Source organism: Aurantimonas sp. HBX-1 (assembly GCF_021391535.1).
GTDB lineage: Bacteria > Pseudomonadota > Alphaproteobacteria > Rhizobiales > Rhizobiaceae > Aurantimonas.
Window position 1 is genome coordinate 336,421 of sequence record NZ_CP090066.1, and the last position, 23,411, is coordinate 359,831.

The window sequence follows — 23,411 nt, forward strand, 5'->3', positions numbered from 1 at the left end:
CCGCGCCCCTTCGTGGTTGTAGGCAGAACCTCGCGATCTTTGCCTGCCATTGTCTATAGCCGTCGAAGGATCGCCATGCCATGCGGCCGGCGGCCGGCTCGCGAAGGCCGCCGCTTCGCTCAGTTGCGGCTCAGCGCCCGCTCGGCGAGACGCACCCAGAAGCTCGCGCCGAAGGCGATGGCGTCGTCGCAGAAGTCGTAGGCGGGGTTGTGCAGCGAGGCGCTGTCGCCATTGCCGATGAAGATGTAGGCGCCGGGCTTTTCCTCCAGCATGTAGGAAAAGTCCTCGCCGGCCATCATCGGGGCGATGTCCGGATCGACATTCGCCGGCCCGACGATCTCGCCGGCCACCGCGGCGCAGAACGACGCCTCGGCGGCGTCGTTGATGGTGATCGGGTAGTTCCGGTCGAAATCGATGTCGACGGCGGCCCCGTGCGCCGCGCAGATGCCGGCGGCGATGCCGCGCAGCCGTTCCTCGGCGAGGTCGCGCATCGCCGGGTCGAGCGAGCGCGCCGTGCCGGAGACGACCGCGGTGTCGGGAATGACGTTGTGGGCGAAGCCCGCATGCACCTGCGTCACCGAGACGACCAGCGACTTCAGCGGGTCGGCGTTGCGCCCGGCGATGGTCTGCAGCGCCTGGACCAGCGCCGCCGCCACCGGGATCGGGTCAACCGTGCTGTGCGGCAACGCCGCGTGGCCGCCGCGGCCCTTGACGGTGATGATGAACTCGTCGGTCGAGGCCATGATGCCGCCGGCGCGGATGCCGAATTTCCCCACCGCCAGGCCTGGCCGGTTGTGCATGCCGAAGACCCGGCCGATCGGCCAGCGGGCGAACAGCCCGTCCTCCATCATCGCCTTGGCGCCGGCGCCGCCTTCCTCGGCGGGCTGGAAGATCAGCGCCACCGTCCCGTCGAAGGCGCGGGATTCGGCGAGGCTGCGGGCCGCGCCCAGCAGCATCGCGGTGTGCCCGTCATGGCCGCAGGCGTGCATCGCGCCCGGGCGTCCGGACGCATAGGCAAGGCCGGTCTCCTCGACGATCGGCAGCGCGTCCATGTCGGCGCGCAGCCCGATCACCGGGCCCCCGGCACCGCCGCGCCCGTGGATCAGCCCGACGACGCCGGTGCGGCCGATCCCCGTCGCCACCTCGTCGCAGCCGAATTCCCGCAACTTGCCGGCGACGAATGCGGCCGTGTCCACCACGTCGTAGAGGATTTCCGGATTGGCATGGAGGTGGTGGCGCCAGGCGGCGATTTCCGGCTGGCTCTCGGCAATTCGGTTGTTGACAGGCATCGATGCTTTCCGGTCTTCCTGTTCATGGAACACAAGGCCGTGACTATCGCACGCCGACCTGCTTCGCCATGCTCGCGTCACAGCCTTCGGCTAGGCGCCCGCCACATGCGAAAAGTGGCAAGGCGCGCAGCCTGACCGCAATCAGTGAAGGAATCCAGCGTGAAGACGCTCCCCTCCCGTCGATTTCGTGTCCTCGCCCGGGTTTGCGTCGCCGCCTGCCTGCTCGTTGCCGCGCCGATCCCGGCCTGGGCCGCGCCCGCCCAGGCGGCGGCCGGGACGGAGGCGCCGCGGGAGCCGGGAATGGCTTCGATCGTGGTCGACGTCGCCACCGGCAAGGTGCTGTCGCAGGAGCACGCCACCGAGCGCCGCTACCCGGCCTCCACCACCAAGCTGATGACCGCCTATCTGGCCCTCCGGGCCATTGAGTCCGGCAAGTTCGGCCTCGACAGCCCGGTCGTCATGACCCGGGGCGCGGCCGCTCAGGCGCCGAGCAAGATGGGCTTCCAGCCGGGATCGGTGATGCGGCTCGACACGGCGCTGCGGATGATGCTGGTCAAGTCGGCGAACGACGTCGCCCACGCCATCGGCCAGACGCTGGGCGGCGGCTCGATCGAAACCTTCGTGGGAATGATGAACGCCGAAGCCGAGCGCCTCGGCATGAAGGACACCCGCTTCATCAACCCCAACGGCCTGCCCGGCGACGGGCAGTATTCCAGCGCCAAGGATCTTGCCATGCTGGGCGTCGCGATCCGCCGCGACTTCCCCGCCTTCACCGACTATTTCGGCACCGAGGCGATCGCCGCCGGTGGCCGCATCATGAAGAACGGCAACAAGCTGCTCGGCCGCTTCGACGGGGCCGAGGGCATGAAGACCGGCTATATCTGCGCGTCCGGATTCAACCTCGTCTCCTCGGCGACGCGCAACGGACGCACCTTGGTCGCGGTGGTGATCGGCGCCAACGGCACGATCCCGCGCGAGCGGCGTTCGGCGGAAATCCTTCAGGCCGGCTTCGAGGCCGATCTCGCCGCCGTCGACACGACGCTGGACGAGCTGCCGGTCTCGGCCGGCGAGCCGATCGACGTCAGCGACTATATCTGCTCGGCCAAGGGCCGCACCGACCGGGCGAACGAGCGACAGGCCGAAACCGGCCGCGAGGAAGTTTACGGTTCGCCCTATCTGCACGAGCTCAACCGCCCGGAGGTCGTCGTGCCGGTCAGCCTCGGCGGCGCCGCCGGCAACGACATCGTCGAGCCCGGCATCTCGCTAATCGAGGCCTACGGCATCCCCATCCCGACATGGCGCCCGGATCAGCCGACCGGCGCCCTCGCCATGACCCCTGAAGACGTCGGCGTTTCTTCCGGGCTGGGCGTGCTGACGCCGGGCGAGGATCCGGTCGAGACCAGCGCCGCGGTGCGTGCCGACGTCCTGGGGGCTGAGGCGACGCAGGCGCCCGGCGACGAAGGCTCCGGCGACCCCGCCGCGTCGGACGACCTGGCGGGCACGGCCGGCAAGACCTCGCGGCTCGGCAGCAGCTTCGACGACGTGCCGCTGCGCGCCGGTGCCGCCGTGCCGATCCCCGGCGAGCGGGCGGCCAATTGACCGCCTCCCGATGAACGGCAGCCCTCGTGCCGCCCCCGCTCCGATCCGCCTCACCGTCCTGACCGGCTTCCTCGGCGCCGGCAAGACCAGCCTGCTCAACCGTCTGCTGGCGGAGACGCCGGTCGCCAATCTCGCCGTCGTCGTCAACGAGTTCGGCGCCGTCGGTCTCGACCAGATGCTGATCGAGACCGCCGCCAGCGACGGCGTCATCGAGCTGTCGGAAGGCTGCGTGTGCTGCACCGTGCGCGGCGCGCTGGTCGACACGCTGGTGATGCTCGCCACCCGGGCGAGGCCGGCAGGGGCGCCGCCGCTCGAGCGGGTGATCGTCGAGACCACCGGGCTTGCCGATCCGACGCCGATCCTCGCCTCGCTGATGACCCACGAAATGCTTGCCGAGGCTTACGCGCTCGACGGGGTGGTGACCGTGGTCGACCATCTGGCCGGCGCCGCCAACCTCGCCGAGCGCCCGGAGGCGCGCCGCCAGGTGGCGGTGGCCGACCGGATCGTGCTGACCAAGGGCGACCTCGCCGCCGACCTCGACCAGGGTCCGCTGCTGGAAGCGCTCGACGGGCTCAACCCGGCGGCCCTGCGCATCGACGCGACGGACGGGCAGCTTCTGGCGCAGCGGCTCCTCGGTTGCGGCGTCGTCGATCCGGCGACGGGCAAGGCCGACCCGGGAAGGTGGCTCGGCGCAGCGTCCGCGGCCCACGGCGGACATGCCGGGCATCACGAACATGCCGGCCACGCGCCGCACGGCGCGATAAGGTCCTTTGCCCTCGTCCGGCCGGAGCCGGTGGCGTGGGAAGCGGTCGCCGCCTTTCTCGATCTCATGGCCGCCACGCAGGGCGAGCGCATCCTGCGCATGAAGGCGGTCGTGCATCTGCGCGAGGACCCGTCCCGGCCGGTCGTGCTGCACGGCGTGCGCAGCTACCAGCACCCGCCCGCGCAGCTGGCCGCCTGGCCCGCCGGCATGGCCCGGGAGACTCGCATCGTGCTGATCGGCGAGCATCTCGACGAGACCTATGCGCGCGATCTCTTCGCGGCCTTCACCGGCGGCCTGCGCAGCGACGCGCCGGACCGCGCCGCGCTCGAGGCGAACCCGCTCGCCGTGCCGGGCCACTCCTTCGGGTGAGGGTGCCGGCTCCCTACAACGCGGCGGGCGGCGACACTATGTAGCTGCCGCGCGGCCGTTCGGCCGGCGCGTCTCTCACAGCCGCGGAACCGTCATGTCCCTCTACTCGATCGATCCCCAGACCATCGTCGATTTCTGGCGGGAGGCGGGGCCGGAACGCTGGTTCGAAAAGGACGAGGCGTTCGACGCCGAGATCGGCGCCCGGTTCGGCGACATCTACGAGCAGGCGGCGCGCGGCGAACTTGAGGCGTGGCGCGAGTATCCGACTGGCGCGCTGGCCCTGGTCATCCTGCTCGACCAGTTTCCGCGCAACATGTTCCGCGACTCGCCCCGGGCCTTTGCCACCGACGAGAAGGCCCTGGCGATCGCCCGCGAGGCGTTGGCGCGCGGCGACGCCCATACGGTCGGCGACGATCTCAACCAGTTCCTCGCGGTGCCGCTGATGCATGCCGAGGATCTCGAGGCGCAGGAAGAATGTGTCCGCTGGATGGGCGAGATCGGCGACGAGAAGAACCTCGCCTACGCCAAGGATCACCGCGACATCATCGCGCGCTTCGGCCGCTTTCCGCATCGCAATCCGGTCCTCGGCCGCACCACGACGCCGGAGGAGCAGGCGTTCCTCGATGGCGGCGGCTTTGCGGGCTGACCGGATGCGGACGATCCGAACCAAGGCAGCGGCACTTTCTTAAGGCTCTCGCGCTAGTCTCGCGATCCTCCGCCGGCTGTCGGTCCGCGGTGCCGAGATGCATCTTCACGCGTAGAGTTGAATCATGGCAGCCGAGCCGCTTAACGAGACGGCGCCCCTTCCGCCGATCCCCGACCTGCCGAAGCGCCAGCGCCCCGACGAGAAGAACCCGCCGGAGCTGGATCTGGCCATTCCCCACCAGGGCGCCGCCCGGCGGTTCTCGGTCTACGCGCCGATGGCCGCCTTCGACCTGGTCTCCGAGCTGCGGCACCTGTCGCACCGGGCGATCGAGGGCAACGTGTTCTTCGACCCGCGCTTCCTCGTGCCGGCGATGCCGCGCCTCGACGAGCGACGGGTCCGCCTGATGGTGATCCGCGACGAGGACGAGGCGCGCAGCCGGCTGCGGCTCCTGATGCCGTTCTCGGTGGAACGGGCCGGCCTGGTCCGCGGCCCGAGGACGATCCGCGCCTGGACGCATCCGTTCGGGCCGCTGGGCACGCTGCCGCTCGACGGCGACGATCCCGCCGGAACCCTGACCAGCCTCCTGGAGACGCTGGCCCGGCGCGAGCTGAACCTTCCCCGCATCCTGGTCCTGCCGGAGCTTCGCATCGACGGGCCGATGGCGAGCGCGCTGGTCGGCGTGGCGGAGCGGCTGGGCCTGCCGGTCGCCAAGGTCAACGCCTTCACCCGGGCGGCGCTCACCAAGGCCGGCCCCGCGAGCTACCTGCGCCAGAAATCGCTCTCCCACCGGCGGCGCCGCGAGCTTTCGCGCCAGCGGCGGCTGCTCGACCGGCAGGGAACGGTCCGCTTCGAGGTGGCCCGGGACCCGGAGAGCGTGCGCTTCGCCTTCGAGGATTTCCTGGCGCTGGAGGCCAGCGGCTGGAAAGGGCGCGAGCGCAGTGCCCTCACCATGGACCGCTACCGCTCGGCGTTTGCCCGCGAGTCGGTCAACGCGCTGGCCGAGGACGGGCGGGCGCGCGTCTTCACGCTGCGCCTCGACGGCCGGGCCATCGCCAGCCTCGTCGTCTTCATCGACAGGGGCGAGGCCTATGCCTGGAAGAGCGCCTATGACGAGGCCTATGCGCAGGCCTCGCCCGGCCAGCAGCTGGTGGCCGAGGCGACGCGCTCGCTGGTCGCAGACCCGGCCGTCAAGCGCGCCGATTCCTGCGCCATGCCCGACCATTTCGTGATGAACCGCTTCTGGAAGGACCGGATCTCCATCGCCACGCTGGTGGTGGGCCTCGATCCGGACAGCGCGCGGGCCGTGGAAGCGGCGGCGAAGGGCCTCGCCGCCGCGCGGCGGTCGCGCAACTTCGTGCGGCTGATGCGCGAAAGGCTGGCCGCGGTCTGGCCGTCGCGCTGAGCGCCGATCGTCGGGAAGCCCGGATCAGGCCAGCGCCGCCGCCTCGGCTTCCGCGACGGCGCGCTGGCGGAACTCCCGCCGGATGATCTTGCCGCTGGTGGTCAGCGGCATCTCGGTCACGAACGCCACCTCGCGCGGATATTCGTGCGCCGAAAGGCGCTGGCGCACGAAGGACTGGATGGCGGCGGCGAGCGCGGCGTCCGGCACCACCCCGTCGGCCGGCACCACATAGGCCTTGACGATCTCGGTGCGCAGGTCGTCGGGCTTGCCGACCACCGCCGCGAGCTTCACCGCCGGGTGGGCGAGCAGGCAGTCCTCCACCTCGCCGGGGCCGATGCGGTAGCCGGCCGAGGTGATGACGTCGTCGTCGCGGCCGACGAAGCGGACATAGCCGTCCCTGTCCATCACCCCCTGGTCGCCGGTCAGGAGCCAGCCGGCGGGAACCTTGCGGCGCGTCGCTTCCGGATCCTGCCAGTAGCCGAGGAACATGACCGGATCGGGCGCGGCGACCGCGATGGTGCCGGTCATGCCGGGAGCGACCTCCTGCCCGTCCTCGCCGAGGATCGCGACGCGGTGACCCGGCACGGCCTTGCCGATCGCGCCGGCGCGCGAGACGCCGAAGCGGGCGGAGGAGCCGAGCACCATGTTGCACTCGGTCTGGCCGTAGAACTCGTTGACGGCGACGCCCAGCGCCGCTGCCGCCCAGTGGAACGTGTCGCGCGGCAGGCTTTCCCCGGCCGAGCCGACGGTGCGCAAGCCGAGCCCCGCGAGGGCATCGGGTGTCGCCGCGGCCTTCAGCATGCGCAGGGCCGTCGCCGGCAGGAAGGCGTTGCGGATCCGCTGCCGCGCCATCAGCGCGAAGGCATCGCCGGCGTCGAACCGGCTGGCGGAAAACACCACCGGCACGCCGAAATACAGCGACGGCAGCAGCGCGTTGAGGAGGCCGCCGGCCCAGGCCCAGTCGGACGGCGTCCAGAGCCGGTCGTCCGCCGCCGGAAACCCCTCGTGATGGAAGCGCATGCCCGGCAGGTGGCCGAGGAGAACGCGGTGGCCGTGCAGCGCGCCCTTCGGCGGGCCGGTCGTGCCGGAGGTGAAGATGATCATCGCCGGGTCGTCGGGCCCCGTCGCCGCCATGCCGCCGTCGCCGCCCTCGCGTTCGAGGCGGGCGAAGTCGAGCAGCCCGGGCTCCGCCGCCGCGCCGACCACGACGACGTGCTCCAGCGCCGGCAGGTCTTCCGTGACGGCGCGCAGCGTGGCAAGGCCGTCCGCCGCGATCACCACGACGCGCGCGCCGGCCGCCGCGAGACGGAAGCCGAGGGCATCCGGGCCGAAGCGCTGCGACAGCGGCACCGCGATGGCGCCCAGCCGGTAGACGGCGAGATGCGCCACCGCCGCCTCGAAGCCCTGCGGCAGCACGATGGCGACGCGGTCGCCGCGCCGCACGCCGCGGCGGGCGAGGCCGGCCGCGAGGCCGCGAGAGCGGCGCGCCAGTTCGCCGTAGCTCAGCGTCCGGGCCGGCGCGGCGCCGCGATCCTCGATCAAGCAGGTCCGCTCCGGCTCGCGCGCCGCCCAGGCATCGGCGCAGGCCTCGGCGATGTTGAACCGCGCCGGCAGGCGCCAGGCAAAGCCTGCCCGCAGCGCCTCGTAGGACGGCGCCTCCAGCGCCGCGTCGTTCCAGGGCGGGGCGGCGAAGGCGAGGCTTGCCAGATGCTGCGTCATGGGGATCGTGCCGTGGGTCGTTGTCCGCCCGCCTGTGTCGCGCCGCGTCGCGGGCCCGGCGGTCGCCGCACCTTCTAGCATGTCCCGGCGCCGCGTCACCGCCTGTCGCCGCCGCGTCCGGCCGGGCAGGGCGGGGGCGCCTGTTCCGGCGAACGTGAACGGCGATGCCCTGACCTTCTTCCGCACCGCGCTAAGTCGCTTGTGGATCCCAACCAGCCCACGGCCCGCCATGAGCGACACCGGCACAAGGCTTCGACCCCAGACCGTGACCAAGGTGGCGCGGCCGCGGCTCCACAAGGTCATCCTCCTCAACGACGACTTCACGCCGCGCGATTTCGTGGTGATGGTGCTGAAGGCGGAGTTCCGGCTCGGCGCCGGGCAGGCGCGCCGGGTGATGATCACCGCGCACATGAAGGGCGCCTGCGTCGTCTCGGTCTATCCGCGCGACGTCGCCGAGACCAAGGCGGCGAGAGCCACCGACGCCGGCCGCGCCAAGGGCCACCCGCTGACCTTCACGACGGAGCCGGAGGAATAGCGCCGGCGGTACCGGCAAGGGGGGGGATGGTGCGGGTGGTCGGAATCGAACCGACACTCCTTGCGGAACCGGATTTTGAGTCCGGCGCGTCTACCAGTTCCACCACACCCGCGACCGCCGGCCCCCGCGCGCGGGAGACCAGCCTGCCGATTCGATACAGCAGCCGCGGCGCGATTGCTAGACTTCAGGCGGCGCCTGGCGCCGGCCCGTGGCAAACGGCCGGCTGAGAAAGCGGGAGCCGGCCAGCCCGAAGCGCCAGGGGACATCGGCCGCCCGGGTGATGCCGATCCGCGGCCCGGCGATGATGGCGGACGGCGCCGGACCGGTCTCCAGGCGGAAGGGCGCCGCATCGAGCGGCAGGCCGTCATGCGCGCCGGTGATCGCGAGTGCCTGGGTGAGCCGCCCGGGTCCCGAGCAGAGCAGCCGCACCGCCTCGGTCCCGCGGCGACCGCGCATCGCCTCCAGGCCCGCCAGCGGCTCCAGCGCGCGGATCAGCACGGCGCTGCCCGTCCGGCCCTCGCCGCAGACGATGTTGAAGCACCAGTGGATACCGTAGGATCGGTAGACATAGGCCCGGCCGGGCGGCCCGAACATCGCGGCGTTGCGCGCCGTCGGGCCGCGGAACGAGTGCGAGGCAGGGTCCTCGTGATCGTAGGCTTCGGTCTCGACGATCGACCCGCCGACGCCGTCCAGCAGCAGGGTGGCGCCGATCAGGTCGCGGGCGACGCTTACGGCGTCGCGGCGGAAGAACGCGGGCAGCAGCAGCCCCATCGCGGCACCCCTCCTGCCTTGTCGGTTCTGTCCGGCCGGGACGGCGGCGGGCCGCCTCCGGTCAGGCCTTGGCCTGCTTCGGCCGCGGGCGGCGCGGCTTGTCGCGGGAGGGGCCGCCGGTGCCGTGCTTGACCTTCTTGAAGGCCGGGCGCTCGCCGCCGGCGCCCGCGCCGGCCGAAGCATCGGCATAGGCGATGGTGATGTCGTCGCCCTCGCTGTGGGCGGCGGCGTCGGCGAAGCGCCTGGCGACGCTCTCGGCGATCTCGAACTTGGTCTCGCGGTCGTAGATTTTGATCGCGCCGATCTCCTGGCGGGTGATCTTGCCGCGCCGGCACAGAAGCGGCAGCAGCCATTTCGGGTCGGCGTTGTTGCGCCGCCCGACATCCATGCGGAACCAGACCGTGGGACCCGAGCGCTCGTGCTTCGCCGGCCCGCGCTCGTCGCGGTCGCGGCCACCGGGCTTGGCGCCCTTCGGGTCGGGGCCGAAATTCGGCTCGAACACGTCCTCGGGCGAGGGCAGGCTCGCGCGCCACTTGCGCACCAGGGCCGCGGCGAGAACCTCCGGCGAATGCGCGGCGATCAGCCGTGCGGCGGTCGCGGTGTCCTCCTCGCTGGCTTCCTCGGTGAAGATCGGGTCGGCGAGCAGCCGTGCCTCGTCGGCGGCACGGATTTCCTCGGCCGAGGGGGCGGCGCCCCATTTGGCGTTGATGCGGGCCTGGACAAGCAGCGCCTCGGCCTTGCGGCGGCGCGAGATCGGCACCAGCAGAACCGAGACGCCCTTGCGCCCGGCCCTTCCGGTGCGGCCGGAGCGGTGCTGCAGCGTCTCGGCGTCGCTCGGCAGGTCGGCATGGATGACGAGGCCGAGGCTCGGCAGGTCGAGGCCGCGTGCGGCGACGTCGGTGGCGACGCACACCCGCGCCCGGCCGTCGCGCAGCGCCTGGATGGCCTGGTTGCGCTCGGCCTGCCCGAGTTCGCCGGACAGCGTCACGGCGGCGAAGCCGCGCTCGATCAGCGCCGAGGAAAGATGCCGGACGGTCTCGCGGGTGTTGCAGAAGACGATGGCGCTCGGCGCCTCGGCCTGGCGCAGAATGTTGGTGACGGCGTGCTCGACCTCGTTCGGGGCGATGCGGATGGCGCGATACTCGATGTCGGCATGGCCGGCCTGGCCGCGGGCCACCTCGATGCGCAGCGCGTTCTGCTGGTAGCGCTTGGTCATCTGGATGATGGTCTTCGGCAGCGTCGCCGAGAACAGCAGCGTGCGGCGCGAGGCGGGTGTCGCCTCGAGCAGGAATTCCAGGTCCTCGCGGAAGCCGAGATTGAGCATCTCGTCGGCCTCGTCGATGACCAGCGCCTTGAGATTGGCGATCTGCAGCGCGCCGCGGGTCAGGTGGTCGCGCAGCCGTCCCGGCGTGCCGACGACGATGTGGACGCCCTGGCCGAGCAGGCGGCGCTCGGCGCGCGGATCCATGCCGCCGACGAGGGTCGCGAGCTTGGCGCCGGTATTGGCGTAGAGCCAGGCGAGCTCGTTGGTGACCTGGATGGCGAGTTCGCGCGTCGGCGCGACGATCAGCGCCATCGGCTCGCCGGCTGGCGGCAGCGTCTCGGCATCGCCGAGCAGGTCGGGCGCCAGCGCAAGGCCGTAGGCGACGGTCTTGCCGGAGCCGGTCTGCGCGGAGACCAGCAGGTCCCTGCCGTCGGCCTCCGGCTTGAGGACGGCGGACTGGACCTCGGTGAGATCGGTGTAGCCACGGCTGGCGAGGGCGGCGGCGAGCGGAGCGCTCGTCGTGGGAAGCGGCATGGAGGTGTCCTAGGCGGGCGGGGCCGTGCGGCGGCGCGCGACGGTCCCCTGGGAGGCGACGGGGCGCCCAGAGTGTTGCCGGCTGCATAACAAGATTCTGCGGTCAAGCCAATCGCGCCGGCGAAGATTGGAATTCCCGGCTTCCGCAACGGCGGCCGGATCGAGGCAGCGCAATGGCCCCCGGCAAGCCGCGTCCGGCATCCGCCGCACCCCGGGCGCAAACGCCGCCTCCCGGGGCGGCCGGCACGCCGCGCCCCGGGCGGATCGACGACCCGTTGCCGGAAGTCATTTGCCTTCAGGGCGGGTTCGGCTTAAGCGCTCGCCAAGTCGCCGATCCCTCCAGGAACCGCCTCATGCTTCGCCGCCTCTACGACTGGGTGATGTCGCTCGCAGCGACACGCCATGCCGAACGCGCGCTCGCCGGGGTGTCGTTCATCGAGAGTTCGGTGTTCCCGATCCCGCCGGATGCGCTGCTGATCCCGATGGTGATCGCCGACCGGGGCAAGTGGTTCCGGATCGCGATGATCTGCACGGTCTCCTCGGTGCTGGGCGCGTTTCTCGGCTATGCCATCGGCGCGCTCGCCTTCGATCTCGTCGGCCGTCCTGTCCTGGAACTCTACGGCAAGGCCGACGCCTTCGACGAGATGGCGGTCCGCTACAACGACTGGGGCGGCTGGGCGGTGCTGTTCGCGGCGCTGACGCCGTTTCCCTACAAGGTGCTGACGATCTTCTCCGGCGCCACGCATCTCAACCTCCTGACCTTCACGGTCGTCTCGGTGATCGGACGCGGCGCCCGCTTCTTCCTGGTGGCCTGGCTGCTGCAGCGCTACGGTGCGCCGATCCAGGGCTTCGTCGAGAAGAATCTCGGCATTCTCTTCACCCTGTTCATGGTGCTCCTGATCGGCGGCTTCCTGGCCGTCCGCTACCTCGTCTGACGGGCCATTATGCGACTCACCGAGCAGTTCCAGCGACCCACCGGCTTCCGCCAGACATTGTCGGCCGGCTTCCTTCTCGTCGGCATGGCAGCGACCGTCGGCACGGCGCTGATCTTCGAGCATGTCGGCGGCTACATTCCCTGCGCCCTCTGCCTGCAGCAGCGGATTCCCTACTACGTGACGATTCCGGTGGCGCTGATCGCCGTCGTGGCTGCCGCCGGCCGGGCGCCGGCGCGGTTCACCCGGCTTCTGCTGCTCGTCATCGGCGTCATCATGCTGGTGTCGCTCTATCTCGCCGTCGTGCATGCCGGCGTCGAATGGGGCTTCTGGGCGGGCCCGGCCGACTGCGCGCAGGTCGCCGGCGGCGACCTCATGGGCGGCGACCTGCTCGCCACGATCGACGCCATCCGCCCGCCCGCCTGCGACGAGGCGGCCGGCCGTTTCCTCGGCCTGTCCTTCGCCGGATGGAACGCCATCGCTTCCGCACTGTTCGCGGCGGTGGCGCTGCGGGCGGCCTTCGCCCGCGCCGACCGCTTCGCCTGAGCCGGTCTCAGCCCTGCCGCGCCTCGCGGCGGAACGCCATCGCGGCCGCGGCCGCGTAGCCGCCCATCGCGCCGTCGACGAAGTGCAGGTGGTCGCTGCGGCTCGCCACCGGCACGAAGCAGGTCATCAGCGCCGCCTCCTGACGATGCGTGCCGGCGAACGCGATGCCCGCCGCCTCGGCCGCGGCAAGCCGCGCGGTGATGCGGTCGGCGAGGTCCGGGGTGCAGTCGAGCGTCATGCGCAGCCCGTCGTCGAACTTGCGGAAATCGCTGTTGCCGGCGAGTTCGATCCTGTAGCGGGTGGGGTCGAAGTCGCCGATGCGCAGGCCGCTGCGAAACGTCAGATGGGCCAGCAGGCTGCGCAGGCCGACCGACAGCCGCGACAGCCACAGCGGCCGGCCGGTCGAGGCTGCCGCGGTGCGGGCTTCGATCGCAAACCCGGCGGTTGGCCAATGCTGCGGCGGCCCGCCGGCGGGCACCGGATTGGCGGCGCCGTCGCCGCCCTCCGCCGCGAACGCCAGGAGGTCGTGGACCAGCGCCGCGAAGGCCGCGCCGGGCTCGCCGGCCGGAACCGCGATCACCGACAGCACCAGCCCGCGCTTGGCCGGCATCGGCGAGAAGCGGCAGGACAGCCCGGCCAGGTCGGGCCGTGCCGCGTCGCCGTCGGCGGGAGCGATCCGATAGGCGCCCTGTTTCATGCGCCGCTCGGCGAACGCCAGCCCGCCGCCGTCGAACATGGCGTAGGCGGCACCGCCCGTCGGCGCGAAGCGGGCGACGCGGACGTCGCGGCCATTGGCGCGGATCTCTTCAAGGCTGACCATGGCGATGCGCAGCTCGAAGCCGAAGGCCTGGCTCGCCCAGCCGGCGACGGCGGCAAGCGTCCGGCGCCCGGTCTCCGCCTCGTCGGCCGGGAGCGCGAAGCCGGCGCCGTCGCCGCCGAAGACGAAGGGGAAGTCGCGCCCGCCGAGCGCATTGGCCAGCGCCGCGATGACCGCGGCCGCGACGGTGTTCACCGCCTTGTAGCCGCCGTTCTCGACGGCGTCGGTGGAGCGCACGATGTCGGCGACGCCGACCACCCAGTCCGCCGGCAGCGGCGCATAGACCGCGGGGTCGGCGAGCCGGCCGAAGTCGCGCAGCCGGGGCAGCGCGTCGTAGAAGGCAAGGCCCGTCGCGGTGTCGCTGGGGATGGAGGCCGTCACGATGGCAGGAGCTCCCGGAGGCGGCGCGGCTCGCCGATCTCTACCACGCCGGGCGGTCCCGGCGAAGCGGGCCCTAGGCGGCGAGTTCCTGCCGGCGCCCTTCGGCCGGGGCGGCTGCCTCCCGCCGGGCCCGCTTGGCGGCATACATGGCGTCGTCGGCTTCGCCGATCAGCCGGTCGATATCGACCCGGCCGCCCGGAATGCGGGCGATGCCGATGCTCGCTCCGATCATGACGCTGGCGCTGGCCAGCCGGAACGGTTCGTCGAGGCTGTCGCGGATGCGACGAGCCAGGGTCTCGGCCGTCGTCAGGGCCTCGGCGGTCCGGCTTTCGCAGACGATGACGAACTCGTCGCCGCCGAAGCGGGCAAGCAGGTCGCGCTCGCCGATGCAGCGGCGCAGCCGGACCGCCAGCTGCGCGAGCAGCTCGTCCCCGGCCTGGTGCCCGTGCTCGTCGTTGACCGGCTTGAACCGGTCGAGATCGATGAACAGCAGGGCCCGCGAACCCGCCGGACGGCGCTCCGGATCGTCGATCTGGCGCAGCAGCGAGTTGCGGTTGAGCAGCCCGGTCAGCGGGTCGGTGGTGGCGAAGCGCTCCAGCGACCGCCGGCTCTCCAGCATCTCGCGAATGGTCAGGTACTGGCGGCGCAGGTTGATCAGCAGCGCCGCGATGGCCAGCACCAGGTTCAGGCCCAGAATGGTCAGCTCGAACCGGCCGGAGGCGAGGCAGACGAACGTGACCGGCAGCATGGTCAGGCTGACCTGGATCATGGCGACGGCGGGACGTACGGCGGTGTACATCACCAGGCCGTAGGCGTTGGCGACAAGGAAGCCGCCGCACCAGGCGAAGACGTAGGGATCGCCGGAGTGCATGGCGACGATGATCAGGATGCCGTTGGTGGTGCAGTAGGGAATGCCGCCGAGGGCATAGAGATTCTGCCAGCGCCGGGCAGCCAGCCGGTCGAGCCAGCGGCGCCGGCGGTGCCGGTAAGCGAGCCCGATGCCGATACGGGCATAGCCGATGCAGCAGCCGGCGATCGCGAGCAGCACCAGCACCGGATCGCCGGTCCGGAAGCCGGCGAAGACGGCGATCAGATGCAGTCCCACGACCGAAGCAATGAGCGGTACGAAGGAGCCGTACATCAGCTCGATCATCTCGGCGAATACTGGAAGAACGACGTCGTCGCCGCGAATCCACCGTTTCAGCCGTTTGCGCATGGTGCCCCCCGGTTGTTGAGGCAACAATACCACTTGGCGACTGAAGGTTGTGCAGCAGATCGGTTGTCCCCTGTAGTTCAGTGTTACAGGATTAACCGGTCCTTGCCAGGGGTGCGAGGATTGCGGGTATTTGCATGCAACGGCGGCGTAGCCCCGTGTCGGTCACTCCGGATCGAGCTCGGAATCCCAGTAGAGATAGTCGACCCAGCTTTCGTGCAGATGGTTGGGCGGGAACAACCGACCGTTGTTGTGCAGATCGTGGACGGTCGGCTGAAACGGCTTCTGCTGCGGGATCATCCCGGCCGCTTTCGGCATCAGCCCGCCCTTGCGCAGATTGCACGGCGAACAGGCAGCCACGACGTTCTCCCATGTCGTCAGGCCGCCGCGGGAACGCGGCACGACGTGGTCGAAGGTCAGCTCGTGCGGCGAGCCGCAGTACTGGCACTGGAAGCGGTCGCGCAGGAAGACGTTGAAGCGGGTGAAGGCAGGGTGCCGGGCCGGCTTCACGTAGGTCTTGAGGCAGACCACCGACGGCAGCCGCATCGAGTAGGTGGGGCTGCGGACCGCCCGGTCGTATTCGGCGAGGATGGTCACGCGATCAAGGAACACCGCCTTGATCGAGTCCTGCCAGGACCAGAGCGACAAAGGGTAGTAGCTGAGCGGCCGGAAATCGGCGTTCAGGACGAGCGCTGGGGATAACTCGTGAGTGACAGCAATCGTCACCTGCCAATCTCCTTGCCTCTGCATGCTCCGGCGGTCGGAACACGGGGACTATCGTGCTCTATCGTGTCGCCTTTGTGAAGCCTCGGGCCGAAGCGGCGCAGGGGATTGAGCGCCTTGGCCGCAGGACCCGGAAAAGCCTCCGCGTCAAAGGCCTGTGGAAAACTCTGCGCAGTCTACGCGGCGGTGTCGGCGACGGGGATGGCCTCGCGCCGCGTCACGGCCGCATAATACGCCCAGAACAGCCGCGCCGCCACCGAGCGGTGCGGCGACCAGACCGCCGCCAGCAGCGCCAGTTCCCGCGCGCCGGGACGGCCGGCATGGGCGAAGGCGTGGCCGACCGCCACCTGCAGGGCGAGATCGCCGGCGGGAAACACGTCCGGGTGGCCGCTGCAGAACAGCAGGTAGCATTCCGCCGTCCACGGCCCGATGCCGCGCACCGCCACGAGCTCGGCGATGGCGGCCTCGGCCGGCGCTGCGGCGATGCGGCTAAAGTCGAGGCTGCCGTCCTCCACCGCCCGGGCGACGGCAAGCAGCGTCTGCTGCTTCGGCCGCGACATGCCGGCGCGGCGAAACGCCTCGTCGGCGGCGGCGAGGATCGCCGGCGCGCTGTCGAGGTCGATCTCCCCGGCAAGCCGCGCCAGGATCGCCTCGGCGCTCGCCCGCGACACCTGCTGGCCGACGACGATCGCGGCGAGGCCGCCCAGCCCGCCCGCCCGGCGCCGCAGCGGCACCGGGCCCGCCCGCTCGATCACCGCGCGAAGCCGCGGGTCGGCGCTGCGCAGGGCCGCGATGGCGGCGGCGACATCGGCCTCGGTCGAAATGCTCATGCGCCGCGCCTCCCGTCACTTTCCTCTCGCAATCGGACTCTAGATGCGCGGCTGGAACGAGGGAACCGACTGCATGAACGACACGCCGGAGGTCTTCCGGTTCGCCCCCAGCCCCAACGGCGAACTGCATCTCGGCCACGCCTATTCGGCGCTGGTCAACCACCGGATGGCGCGCGAGGCGGGCGCGACGTTCCTGCTGCGCATCGAGGACATCGACCGGGCGCGCTGCACGCCGGCCTTCGAGCGGCAGATCGAGGAGGATCTATTCTTCCTCGGCGTCGACTGGGACGGCCCGCCGCGCCGGCAGTCCGAGCACTTTTCCGACTATGCGGCGGCGCTGGAAGCGCTGGCGGACGAGGAGCTGATCTATCCGGGCTTCATGTCGCGCGGCGAGATCCGGGCTTTCGCCGAGCGGCATGAGTCGGAGGAGGGCACGCCATGGCCGCGCGATCCGGACGGCGCGCCGGTCTATCCGGGGCTCGACCGGCGGCTGTCGACCCGCGAGCGCGAGCGCAAAATGCGCGACGGCGAGCGCTTTGCCTGGCGGCTCGACATGGAGAAGGCGATGGAGCGCGTGCCGGCGCTGAGCTGGCAGGAGAGTGGCGAGTCGCCCGACGGCGACAGCGGCGAGATCACGGCACGGCCGCTGGCATGGGGCGACGTGGTGCTCGCCCGGCTCGACATGCCGACCAGCTACCATCTGTCGGTGGTCGTCGACGACGCGCTGCAGGGCGTCACCGACGTGGTGCGCGGCCGCGACCTATTCCATGCGACCAGCGTCCACCGGCTGCTGCAGGCGCTGCTCGGCCTGCCGGCGCCGCGGTATCATCATCACGCGCTGATCCTCGGGCCGGACGGGCGCAAGCTTTCGAAAAGCCTGCGCGACACCTCGATCCGGGCGCTGCGGGAGGCGGGGCTCGGCGCCGAGGACATCAGGCGGATGGTCGGGCTCGCTGGCCGCCTGGCGCCGGAGAGCTTCAGCCGAGGACGATCAGCCAGAGGCTGAGGCTGAGCACCGACAGCACCGTCGAGACCAGGATGGTGGTGGCGGCGAGGCGTTCGCCGGAGCCGAAATGCACCGCCAGCAGATAGGCGTTGACGCCGACCGGCGAGGCGGCGGTGAGGACCGCGCCCTTCAGCCAGAGCGGCGGCAGGCCGAGCAGCGTGCCCGCGACGTAGACGATGGCCGGCATGACCAGCAGGGACAGGGTCGAGACGATCGCCGACGACAGTAGGTCGCCGCGCAGGCCGTAGCGGGTTAGCGACATGCCGAGCGAGAACAGCGCCAGCGGCCCGGCGGTGCCGGCGAGCAGCCGGGCGACCTCGTCGAGATGGACCTCGAGCGGCAGGCCGGTCAGCCGCCAGAGACCGCCGGCGAGGATGCCGATGACCAGGGCGTTGGTGGCGAGGTTCTTCGCGACGCGGGCGAGGGTGCGGCCGATCGAGGCCGAGGCGCCGGCAGCGCCGGTGGCGCGGGCGTCGAGCAGAGCGGCCCGCTCGATCAGCAGCGACGAGGCGATCATCATCACCGGCAGGTGGATCGACAGGATCAGGAGCAGCGGCTCGAGGCCGGCGTCGCCATAGGCGCGCTGCAGGGCGGGAATCGCGACGAAGACGGTGTTGGCGAAGCTCGCCGAGATGCCGGCGATGACGCCGCGGCGGTGGTCGGACGGGGTGAAGCGGCGCACCAGCCAAGTGCCGGCGGTCCAGGTGAGGGCGACGGCGCCGAAATAGGCGAGCCAGAGCAGGAACGGGTTGGCGGCGCCGAACTCGGCGGTGGCGAGCGTTCGGAACAACAGCACCGGCACGGCGACGACGAAGACGAAGCGGGCGAGGGCGTCGCCGGTGGCGACCGGAAGGAGCTTCGCCTTCGCCATCAGGAAGCCGATGGCGATCAGGCTGAAGATCGGGACGATGACGTTGAGGATGGTCTGCATGCGGGGGGCCGGCCGGCGAGGGGTCTCCGTCGATAGACCCCGGCCGGGCGAAGCGCAAATCGGCGGGCGGCCATGACGTCGGGCAGGAAAGCCGGCGCGGCGGGTTCCGGCGCAGCCCGCGGCCTGCTATCGGGACGCCGTCGGCCGTCCGGCCGGTCCCGTCACGGCGCACCCGAAGCGCTGCCCGCGAAAGCGCCTACCTTGAAACGGCTTCTCGTCTTCTTCCCCGCCCTGTTCGTGCTGCTCTGGTCGACCGGCTTCATCGGCGCGCGCTATGCGATGCCGCATGCCGAGCCGTTCACGTTCCTGGCCATGCGCTACGCTTTGGCGCTGGCGCTGCTCGGGGCGCTGGCGGTGATGACGTCGGCGCCGTGGCCGAGATGGCGGCCGGCGAGCCATGCGATGATCGCCGGCAGCCTGATCCACGGGGTCTATCTCGGCGGGGTGTTCTATGCGGTGCGGCACGGGCTGAATGCCGGGATCGCGGCGCTGATCGTCGGGCTGCAGCCGATCCTGACGACGATCCTCGCCGCCAGCTTCCTCGGCGAGAAGGTCCGGCCGCGCCATTATCTGGGCCTGGCGCTGGGGCTCGCGGGCGTCGCGCTGGTGATCCTGCCGAAGCTCGGCGGCGCCGGGGCGTACGGGTTCCAGACGCTGGCGCCGGTGTTCCTGTCGGCGATCGCCATCTCGGTCGGCTCGGTCTGGCAGAAGCGCTTCGTCGGCGGGGTGGATCTGCGCACCGGCACCGCCCTGCAATATCTCGGCGCGCTGGTGCCGACGCTGATCCTGGCGCTCGCCACCGAGACGATGGTGGTCGACTGGACGGGCGAGCTGGTGTTCGCGCTGGTCTGGCTGGTGCTGGTGCTGTCGATCGGGGCGATCTTCCTGATGCTGTACCTGATCCGCGAGGGGGCGGTGTCGCGGGTGGCGTCGCTGATGTACCTGGTGCCGGGCGTCACCGCGGTGATGGCGTATCTGCTGTTCGGCGAGACGTTGCAGCCGGTGCAGCTCGCCGGCCTCGCGCTGGCCGGGATCGGCGTCGCGGCGGCGACGCACCAGCGGGGGCCCAAGGTGCTGCCGCCGCAGCCCTGACCGCGGCCGATCGCCTCCCGCCGGCGCTGCGGCTCGCGCCGCGGCGGCGGCTGCCTATATGAAGCCCTTACCATCGCAACCGCCGAAAGGCCGGCATGTCCGATTTCCTCACCTATCTCGCCCTCCTCGTGATGATCGCCACCGCCGGCGTGCTGCTCGCCGGGCTGTTCAACATGATGCGCAACGGCGACGGCAACCGCTCGCAGAAACTGATGCGCGCCCGCGTCATGCTGCAGGGCGTCGCGGTGATCCTCATCGTCGGCGTGCTGCTGCTGGCGCGGTAATTCGGCCCATGCTTCGGGGTCCCCGCCAGCGACGAGCGCAGCGAGGGGGCGGGGCAGCGAGTCTCTGTCCCGTCCTTAAGTGTCGCGGCGACGCCGCTCACTGACGGGCCCCTGGCCGTTTCGTCTCCGACGAAACGGGCTGCGGGATGCCGCAGGCCAACCCTGCGACGTATTCTGCGTCATGCGGTTCGCCTCCGGCATCCCGCGCGGCGTTTGACCCTCCCCTCGCCACGTGACCCGCCCGGAGGCGGTTCGCGTGTGGCCGGCTCTTCGCGCCCGAGGGCGCTCAAGCGGACCGATCCGCAGCCCTCTCGTAGTGGAGGACGGTCCGGCGGCTCGAAGGGCGGTCCGGGCCAGAGCTTCTCCGGAAGAAGCCCCGTCGCGGCCGCCGCCCGCCGGCCCCCGAACGATCCCGGTGATCATTCGCGCCCGTTTCGCGGGCCGGCGGTGAGGGGAGTATGCGGGGGGTGTGGGAGGTGGGGATAAGTTTTTTGGCTGGGTCGAAAGCGGTCTGGCATCATAGAGTGGAAAGCCAGCACAACTGCCGTAAACCTCCGAGTTATTAGCGCGGTGTGACCTCCGCTTTCACTCTCACAGCGGCTCTGCCCGGGGAAGCACCGACTGGGACTGCCGTACCGACGGCTTTAGAGCCGCTAGGATGCTGCTTTCCGCCCTCACGTCAGTACTCGAGCAGCAGACGATACTCCTCAATCTGAGTAAAGGCTGCTTATGCGCGGCGCCTTATATCGTAAGCATTCGGATATCCGGGTCGGCGTCCGGGATGCGCTTCATGCGGCCGTCGGCAGTGACAAAGACCAAATCGCGTTCCTTGGCTTGGGCGCACATCCAGAGATCGTTCTCGTCAATACCGAGCTTTTGGCCCGTCGCCTTGTCGACCCACTCCTCGATATACTTTGGACGGTCTTTGCGCAGCATTTTCGCTAGATATTTCTGCGCAATGCGCGCCTTTACTTCTGCATATACGGCAGCAGTGTGATGGGTGATATCTAGCACCGCATGTGAACGCGCTTGGACGATCATCGCCTCAAGCGCCGGCAGATTGCCTTTGCCGATCACGGCGGCGAGCTTCGTCCCGAAACCGAGTTCAGCCAAGGCGACCGCGGAAATGAACCGGGGACTTTCCGGGGGTAACGCTGCAAGGGACTGACCTTTCTCAGCATGGTGAGGGTGCGTCGGATCAAGGTAGATCGACAGGACCGTCGTATCGAGAAGGTATGCATTCATCGCTTCAAGCCACATAATCGCGGAGAAGCAAGGCCTGCTCTTTGGGTAGAGGCTTAAATATCTTGCCTACCCAATCCCCTCCGGCATTGAACCGGCCTGACAGTCGTTCGGCCAGGCTCAGGCCCGGCATGGGATATGCGGCATTCCAGTGCGTCCAGGGGTGAGCAACTGGCCGCTCGGACCCTTCGAAGAAGGCCAGTAACTGCCGCTCAAGACGCAACGGCAGATCGTATGCTTCCAGAACGGCGGCATCAATCTGCGATAATAGGCCGGCAAGCCGCGTATCGACGTCTCCCAAGATCAACGGATTGCGCAGCAGCTCCAAATAGCTGCCGACCAGGTCTGTCAGCTTTGCGGGCAGCAATGCTGGGATCGGGACACTTCCTACCACGGACGTTCGAAATCGATCCTTGGGCGAGTTGATCGCTAAATAGGCGTTTGCAACTGGACCGTTGAGGACACCGCCCAAGGCCGCAAGTTCTTGCTCCGCGAGCGCTCTCTTTGGCCACAATCCAAAAAATTGCTGTGAGCACAGGAGGCCGGCTGTATCGACGAAAGCCCCGATACACCAAGCGCCGCGGCTTAGCCGGGTTGCGCTTGCCACAAGCTTGGGGTGCATCCAGTCGTGCGCGGCGCCCCTGCGAAGATGGTCAGATCGGAAATCGAGCCATAGGGGCCGTGGCTGGTTATATTGCTGAAGATGGCGCGCATTTGCGTAGCCTAACCGGTACCCCGGCTTTTCGTTCTCACTCGTTGCTTGGTCTTGATGATAAGTCCATTCCAGCCCCCGGCTCGGCTTCAGAACCGACGCCAGGTTCGGATAATCTTCCAGATAGTCCCACAAATCATTGAGCGGCGGTATCCACAGTTGGCCCTCAGGTTGCTTGTCGATAGCTCGTACAAGCTCGCGATGGACCGTAGCCCTCCCCGTCTTCAGGAAGGCCGAGCGGTCACGCTCTGCCACCTCGCTTGAACGCAGGGCTATCGTCCCGGCATCGGACCCACGCAGATCGCGGGCAATAACGGCAGAGGTCTCGACATCCGATGCGCCGAAAATACCGTCGGGAAGTTTAAGGATTTCGACGGTGCTGTAGAGATTTTCGATCCTGCGACGCTGTTCAGCGAATTGACGCTCCAAGATGAATGATCGCGGAAGGACAAAACCCAAGGCGAGAGGCTTGCCGTCGATTGCCGCGCTCAGCGCCGCGATCGCCTTGGAGTGCGTTTCCCGGGCGACTGCGTAGCGCCCCTTGTCGGCGGCACTAAAGGCTTCGAAGGGTGGATTGCAAACGATCACGTTGCTCTCCCCGATCCGCTGCGCCAGCACGCCATCGGCGAAGAGGTCGGCCTCCTTCACGTGCCAGCCATTGTGATTGGGATAGTCGGCAAGGATCAGCGACAATGTCGCGACTTCGCAGGCGAAAGGATCAACCTCATCGCCTGAAATATGGCCGATTAGAAAGTCGTGCCGTTCCTGATCCGACCACTCTACCGGCAAAAGGTCGCGCAGGTGGCGCAGCACCGAGACGAGAAAAACTCCGGCGCCCGCGAACGGCTCATAAATCCTTAGATCTTCAGGCTTATGCCTGTGGAGCTCGAGCCGCTGGACCACATACTCGGCGACTTGGCGCGGCGTGCTGTGGGTCCCGAACAGCTTCCGCGTTTCCGGCGTGATCAGCGTGTTCTCGTAGACGAAAGCAAGGTCGTCTGACGAGATGTTGGAAAAGCTGATGCCGCCTTGCAAATGCCGCCATGCCGCATCGAAGATTCGCGGCAGCGCAGTGTTCGCTTGGCCTGCGATTGGCGCGAGCGCATAATAGCTCTCGATGCCCGCCAGCACCGATCCCAGATCATTCGCATCCCAACCATCGGCATAGGGGTGGCGACGGTCCTGCAGAACCTTAGCCGCCAGCAAGCGGAAAACGACGCGAAACAATGTGCGCGCGTCGAGGCGGTCGCCGCTCGGCGCCTGGCGTACCCGATCGAGGGTTTCGACTAGAAGACGATCCAGCTTGAGATGAATTTCGCTTTCGATCGTGGGCAGAAGACCTACGTCGACAAAATCGAGCTGATATCCCGTTCCCGAAGCACCGATCGATTTTGCCCGGTGAATAGCGTCGGGATGCCAATTCGCCTGATTGCGCCCGAATAGCTCGGCGATATCAGTGACCGTAACCTTTTCGATCGCGCGTGGTGGCGCGTCGCTTCGCACCTCCCAGACGGTAACGTCGTCGTGCTCGATAACGAACAGCAGAGGTGCCCCTAAGGCACGATGCTGTTTCACGAGATCGATAGCGCGGTGGCCTCTGCTATTGACGACGGCGAGTGCGGCGGACCGGTAAGAAGGCGGCGTGCGCGTAAAGGCAGCGAGTTGGACAGTCCGCGTCGTATTGGCGTCGCTCAACACATCCGCGAAGGCATAGTCAAGCACGACTGCCTCCGCGCGATAGCCGATGTCGCGAGCCGCTTGCGCGATGCACTCGACCGCGTTCACGACCGGGCTCCGCCTGCGGCCGCGGT

The 23,411-nt window shown here is 69.5% G+C and carries 21 protein-coding genes and 1 tRNA gene; 10 read left to right on the forward strand and 12 right to left on the reverse strand.

All coding sequences use genetic code 11. The annotated features are described in order from the left end of the window. Positions 1–119: 119 nt before the first annotated feature. Entirely contained in the window at positions 120–1,289 is a 1,170-nt protein-coding gene (locus LXB15_RS01555) for a M20 aminoacylase family protein (protein WP_233950545.1), read from the reverse strand. Between the two features lie 159 nt (positions 1,290–1,448). On the opposite strand from LXB15_RS01555, the gene LXB15_RS01560 reads away from it, so the two are divergent. The 4 genes from LXB15_RS01560 (at position 1,449) to LXB15_RS01575 (ending at position 6,068) form a co-directional block, all read left to right on the forward strand. After that, positions 1,449–2,888, forward strand: a complete 1,440-nt coding sequence (locus LXB15_RS01560; RefSeq protein WP_233950546.1) for a D-alanyl-D-alanine carboxypeptidase family protein — start codon at positions 1,449–1,451, stop codon at positions 2,886–2,888. Positions 2,889–2,898: 10 nt separating this feature from the next. Beyond that, entirely contained in the window at positions 2,899–4,020 is a 1,122-nt protein-coding gene (locus tag LXB15_RS01565; protein ID WP_233950547.1) for a GTP-binding protein, read from the forward strand. Positions 4,021–4,114: 94 nt separating this feature from the next. Next, a complete protein-coding gene (locus LXB15_RS01570; RefSeq protein WP_233950548.1) occupies positions 4,115–4,666 on the forward strand; it encodes a DUF924 family protein in 552 nt (183 codons plus the stop codon). A gap of 124 nt (positions 4,667–4,790) precedes the next feature. Further along, positions 4,791–6,068 carry a GNAT family N-acetyltransferase gene (locus tag LXB15_RS01575; RefSeq protein WP_233950549.1) on the forward strand — a complete coding sequence of 426 codons (1,278 nt, stop codon included), beginning with the start codon at positions 4,791–4,793 and terminating at the stop codon, positions 6,066–6,068. Between the two features lie 24 nt (positions 6,069–6,092). Here the strand turns inward: LXB15_RS01575 and LXB15_RS01580 are convergent, their stop codons facing one another. Further along, positions 6,093–7,787, reverse strand: coding sequence for an AMP-binding protein (locus LXB15_RS01580; RefSeq protein WP_233950550.1), 1,695 nt, complete (start codon positions 7,785–7,787; stop codon positions 6,093–6,095). A gap of 229 nt (positions 7,788–8,016) precedes the next feature. Between LXB15_RS01580 and clpS the strand changes: the two genes are divergently transcribed. Then, positions 8,017–8,322 (forward strand): ATP-dependent Clp protease adapter ClpS, encoded by a 306-nt coding sequence (gene clpS, locus LXB15_RS01585; RefSeq protein WP_233950551.1) that lies wholly within the window; start codon positions 8,017–8,019, stop codon positions 8,320–8,322. Positions 8,323–8,349: 27 nt separating this feature from the next. On the opposite strand, the gene LXB15_RS01590 is transcribed toward clpS, so the two are convergent. The 3 genes from LXB15_RS01590 to LXB15_RS01600 all read right to left on the reverse strand — a co-directional run bounded on the left by LXB15_RS01590 (position 8,350) and on the right by LXB15_RS01600 (position 10,891). Next, a tRNA-Leu gene (locus LXB15_RS01590) sits at positions 8,350–8,434 on the reverse strand. Between the two features lie 65 nt (positions 8,435–8,499). After that, positions 8,500–9,093 (reverse strand): DNA-3-methyladenine glycosylase, encoded by a 594-nt coding sequence (locus LXB15_RS01595; RefSeq protein WP_233950552.1) that lies wholly within the window; start codon positions 9,091–9,093, stop codon positions 8,500–8,502. Positions 9,094–9,154: 61 nt separating this feature from the next. Next, a complete protein-coding gene (locus tag LXB15_RS01600; protein ID WP_233950553.1) occupies positions 9,155–10,891 on the reverse strand; it encodes a DEAD/DEAH box helicase in 1,737 nt (578 codons plus the stop codon). 353 nt (positions 10,892–11,244) lie between these two features. Between LXB15_RS01600 and LXB15_RS01605 the strand changes: the two genes are divergently transcribed. Beyond that, positions 11,245–11,826, forward strand: coding sequence for a YqaA family protein (locus LXB15_RS01605; protein ID WP_233950554.1), 582 nt, complete (start codon positions 11,245–11,247; stop codon positions 11,824–11,826). A gap of 9 nt (positions 11,827–11,835) precedes the next feature. Then, positions 11,836–12,369, forward strand: coding sequence for a disulfide bond formation protein B (locus tag LXB15_RS01610; protein WP_233950555.1), 534 nt, complete (start codon positions 11,836–11,838; stop codon positions 12,367–12,369). Positions 12,370–12,376: 7 nt separating this feature from the next. On the opposite strand, the gene LXB15_RS01615 is transcribed toward LXB15_RS01610, so the two are convergent. The 4 genes from LXB15_RS01615 to LXB15_RS01630 form a co-directional block, all read right to left on the reverse strand. Then, positions 12,377–13,567: a DUF3095 family protein gene (locus LXB15_RS01615; protein ID WP_233950556.1), complete on the reverse strand. Its 1,191-nt coding sequence runs from the start codon at positions 13,565–13,567 to the stop codon at positions 12,377–12,379. Positions 13,568–13,640: 73 nt separating this feature from the next. Further along, the gene (locus tag LXB15_RS01620; RefSeq protein ID WP_233950557.1) at positions 13,641–14,783 is read right to left on the reverse strand and encodes a diguanylate cyclase; all 1,143 of its coding nucleotides are present in this window, start codon (positions 14,781–14,783) and stop codon (positions 13,641–13,643) included. 162 nt (positions 14,784–14,945) lie between these two features. Continuing rightward, positions 14,946–15,506, reverse strand: a complete 561-nt coding sequence (locus tag LXB15_RS01625) for an HNH endonuclease (protein ID WP_233950558.1) — start codon at positions 15,504–15,506, stop codon at positions 14,946–14,948. Positions 15,507–15,679: 173 nt separating this feature from the next. Continuing rightward, positions 15,680–16,333, reverse strand: coding sequence for a DNA-3-methyladenine glycosylase (locus tag LXB15_RS01630; RefSeq protein ID WP_233950559.1), 654 nt, complete (start codon positions 16,331–16,333; stop codon positions 15,680–15,682). A 73-nt stretch (positions 16,334–16,406) separates the two neighbouring features. Here LXB15_RS01630 and gluQRS point away from each other — a divergent pair, with 73 nt between their 5' ends. Then, positions 16,407–17,339, forward strand: a complete 933-nt coding sequence (gene gluQRS, locus LXB15_RS01635) for a tRNA glutamyl-Q(34) synthetase GluQRS (RefSeq protein ID WP_233950560.1) — start codon at positions 16,407–16,409, stop codon at positions 17,337–17,339. Here the strand turns inward: gluQRS and LXB15_RS01640 are convergent. Beyond that, positions 17,311–18,270 carry an AEC family transporter gene (locus LXB15_RS01640; RefSeq protein WP_233950561.1) on the reverse strand — a complete coding sequence of 320 codons (960 nt, stop codon included), beginning with the start codon at positions 18,268–18,270 and terminating at the stop codon, positions 17,311–17,313. The genes gluQRS and LXB15_RS01640 overlap by 29 nt on opposite strands. Before the next feature lie 201 nt (positions 18,271–18,471). Between LXB15_RS01640 and LXB15_RS01645 the strand changes: the two genes are divergently transcribed. Together LXB15_RS01645 and LXB15_RS01650 are read left to right on the forward strand one after the other, a co-directional pair. Continuing rightward, a complete protein-coding gene (locus tag LXB15_RS01645) occupies positions 18,472–19,362 on the forward strand; it encodes a DMT family transporter (protein ID WP_233950562.1) in 891 nt (296 codons plus the stop codon). A gap of 95 nt (positions 19,363–19,457) precedes the next feature. Next, entirely contained in the window at positions 19,458–19,646 is a 189-nt protein-coding gene (locus tag LXB15_RS01650) for a twin transmembrane helix small protein (protein WP_233950563.1), read from the forward strand. 741 nt (positions 19,647–20,387) lie between these two features. On the opposite strand, the gene LXB15_RS01655 is transcribed toward LXB15_RS01650, so the two are convergent. Beyond that, complete coding sequence (locus LXB15_RS01655) at positions 20,388–20,891, reverse strand: PIN domain-containing protein (RefSeq protein WP_233950564.1); 504 nt, start codon at positions 20,889–20,891, stop codon at positions 20,388–20,390. Between the two features lie 4 nt (positions 20,892–20,895). Next, the gene (locus LXB15_RS01660; RefSeq protein WP_233950565.1) at positions 20,896–23,385 is read right to left on the reverse strand and encodes a class I SAM-dependent DNA methyltransferase; all 2,490 of its coding nucleotides are present in this window, start codon (positions 23,383–23,385) and stop codon (positions 20,896–20,898) included. Positions 23,386–23,411 lie beyond the last annotated feature (26 nt).

Bases quoted from the DNA above. Each gene is read 5' to 3' on its own strand.
- LXB15_RS01655 (WP_233950564.1), bottom strand. From the start codon at position 20,891: ATGAATGCATACCTTCTCGATACGACGGTCCTGTCGATCTACCTTGAT.
- LXB15_RS01555 (WP_233950545.1), bottom strand. From the start codon at position 1,289: ATGCCTGTCAACAACCGAATTGCCGAGAGCCAGCCGGAAATCGCCGCC.
- LXB15_RS01650 (WP_233950563.1), top strand. From the start codon at position 19,458: ATGTCCGATTTCCTCACCTATCTCGCCCTCCTCGTGATGATCGCCACC.
- LXB15_RS01575 (WP_233950549.1), top strand. From the start codon at position 4,791: ATGGCAGCCGAGCCGCTTAACGAGACGGCGCCCCTTCCGCCGATCCCC.
- LXB15_RS01640 (WP_233950561.1), bottom strand. From the start codon at position 18,270: ATGCAGACCATCCTCAACGTCATCGTCCCGATCTTCAGCCTGATCGCC.
- clpS (WP_233950551.1), top strand. From the start codon at position 8,017: ATGAGCGACACCGGCACAAGGCTTCGACCCCAGACCGTGACCAAGGTG.
- LXB15_RS01580 (WP_233950550.1), bottom strand. From the start codon at position 7,787: ATGACGCAGCATCTGGCAAGCCTCGCCTTCGCCGCCCCGCCCTGGAAC.
- LXB15_RS01605 (WP_233950554.1), top strand. From the start codon at position 11,245: ATGCTTCGCCGCCTCTACGACTGGGTGATGTCGCTCGCAGCGACACGC.
- LXB15_RS01595 (WP_233950552.1), bottom strand. From the start codon at position 9,093: ATGGGGCTGCTGCTGCCCGCGTTCTTCCGCCGCGACGCCGTAAGCGTC.
- LXB15_RS01570 (WP_233950548.1), top strand. From the start codon at position 4,115: ATGTCCCTCTACTCGATCGATCCCCAGACCATCGTCGATTTCTGGCGG.
- LXB15_RS01630 (WP_233950559.1), bottom strand. From the start codon at position 16,333: ATGAGCATTTCGACCGAGGCCGATGTCGCCGCCGCCATCGCGGCCCTG.
- LXB15_RS01620 (WP_233950557.1), bottom strand. From the start codon at position 14,783: ATGCGCAAACGGCTGAAACGGTGGATTCGCGGCGACGACGTCGTTCTT.
- LXB15_RS01610 (WP_233950555.1), top strand. From the start codon at position 11,836: ATGCGACTCACCGAGCAGTTCCAGCGACCCACCGGCTTCCGCCAGACA.
- gluQRS (WP_233950560.1), top strand. From the start codon at position 16,407: ATGAACGACACGCCGGAGGTCTTCCGGTTCGCCCCCAGCCCCAACGGC.
- LXB15_RS01565 (WP_233950547.1), top strand. From the start codon at position 2,899: ATGAACGGCAGCCCTCGTGCCGCCCCCGCTCCGATCCGCCTCACCGTC.
- LXB15_RS01600 (WP_233950553.1), bottom strand. From the start codon at position 10,891: ATGCCGCTTCCCACGACGAGCGCTCCGCTCGCCGCCGCCCTCGCCAGC.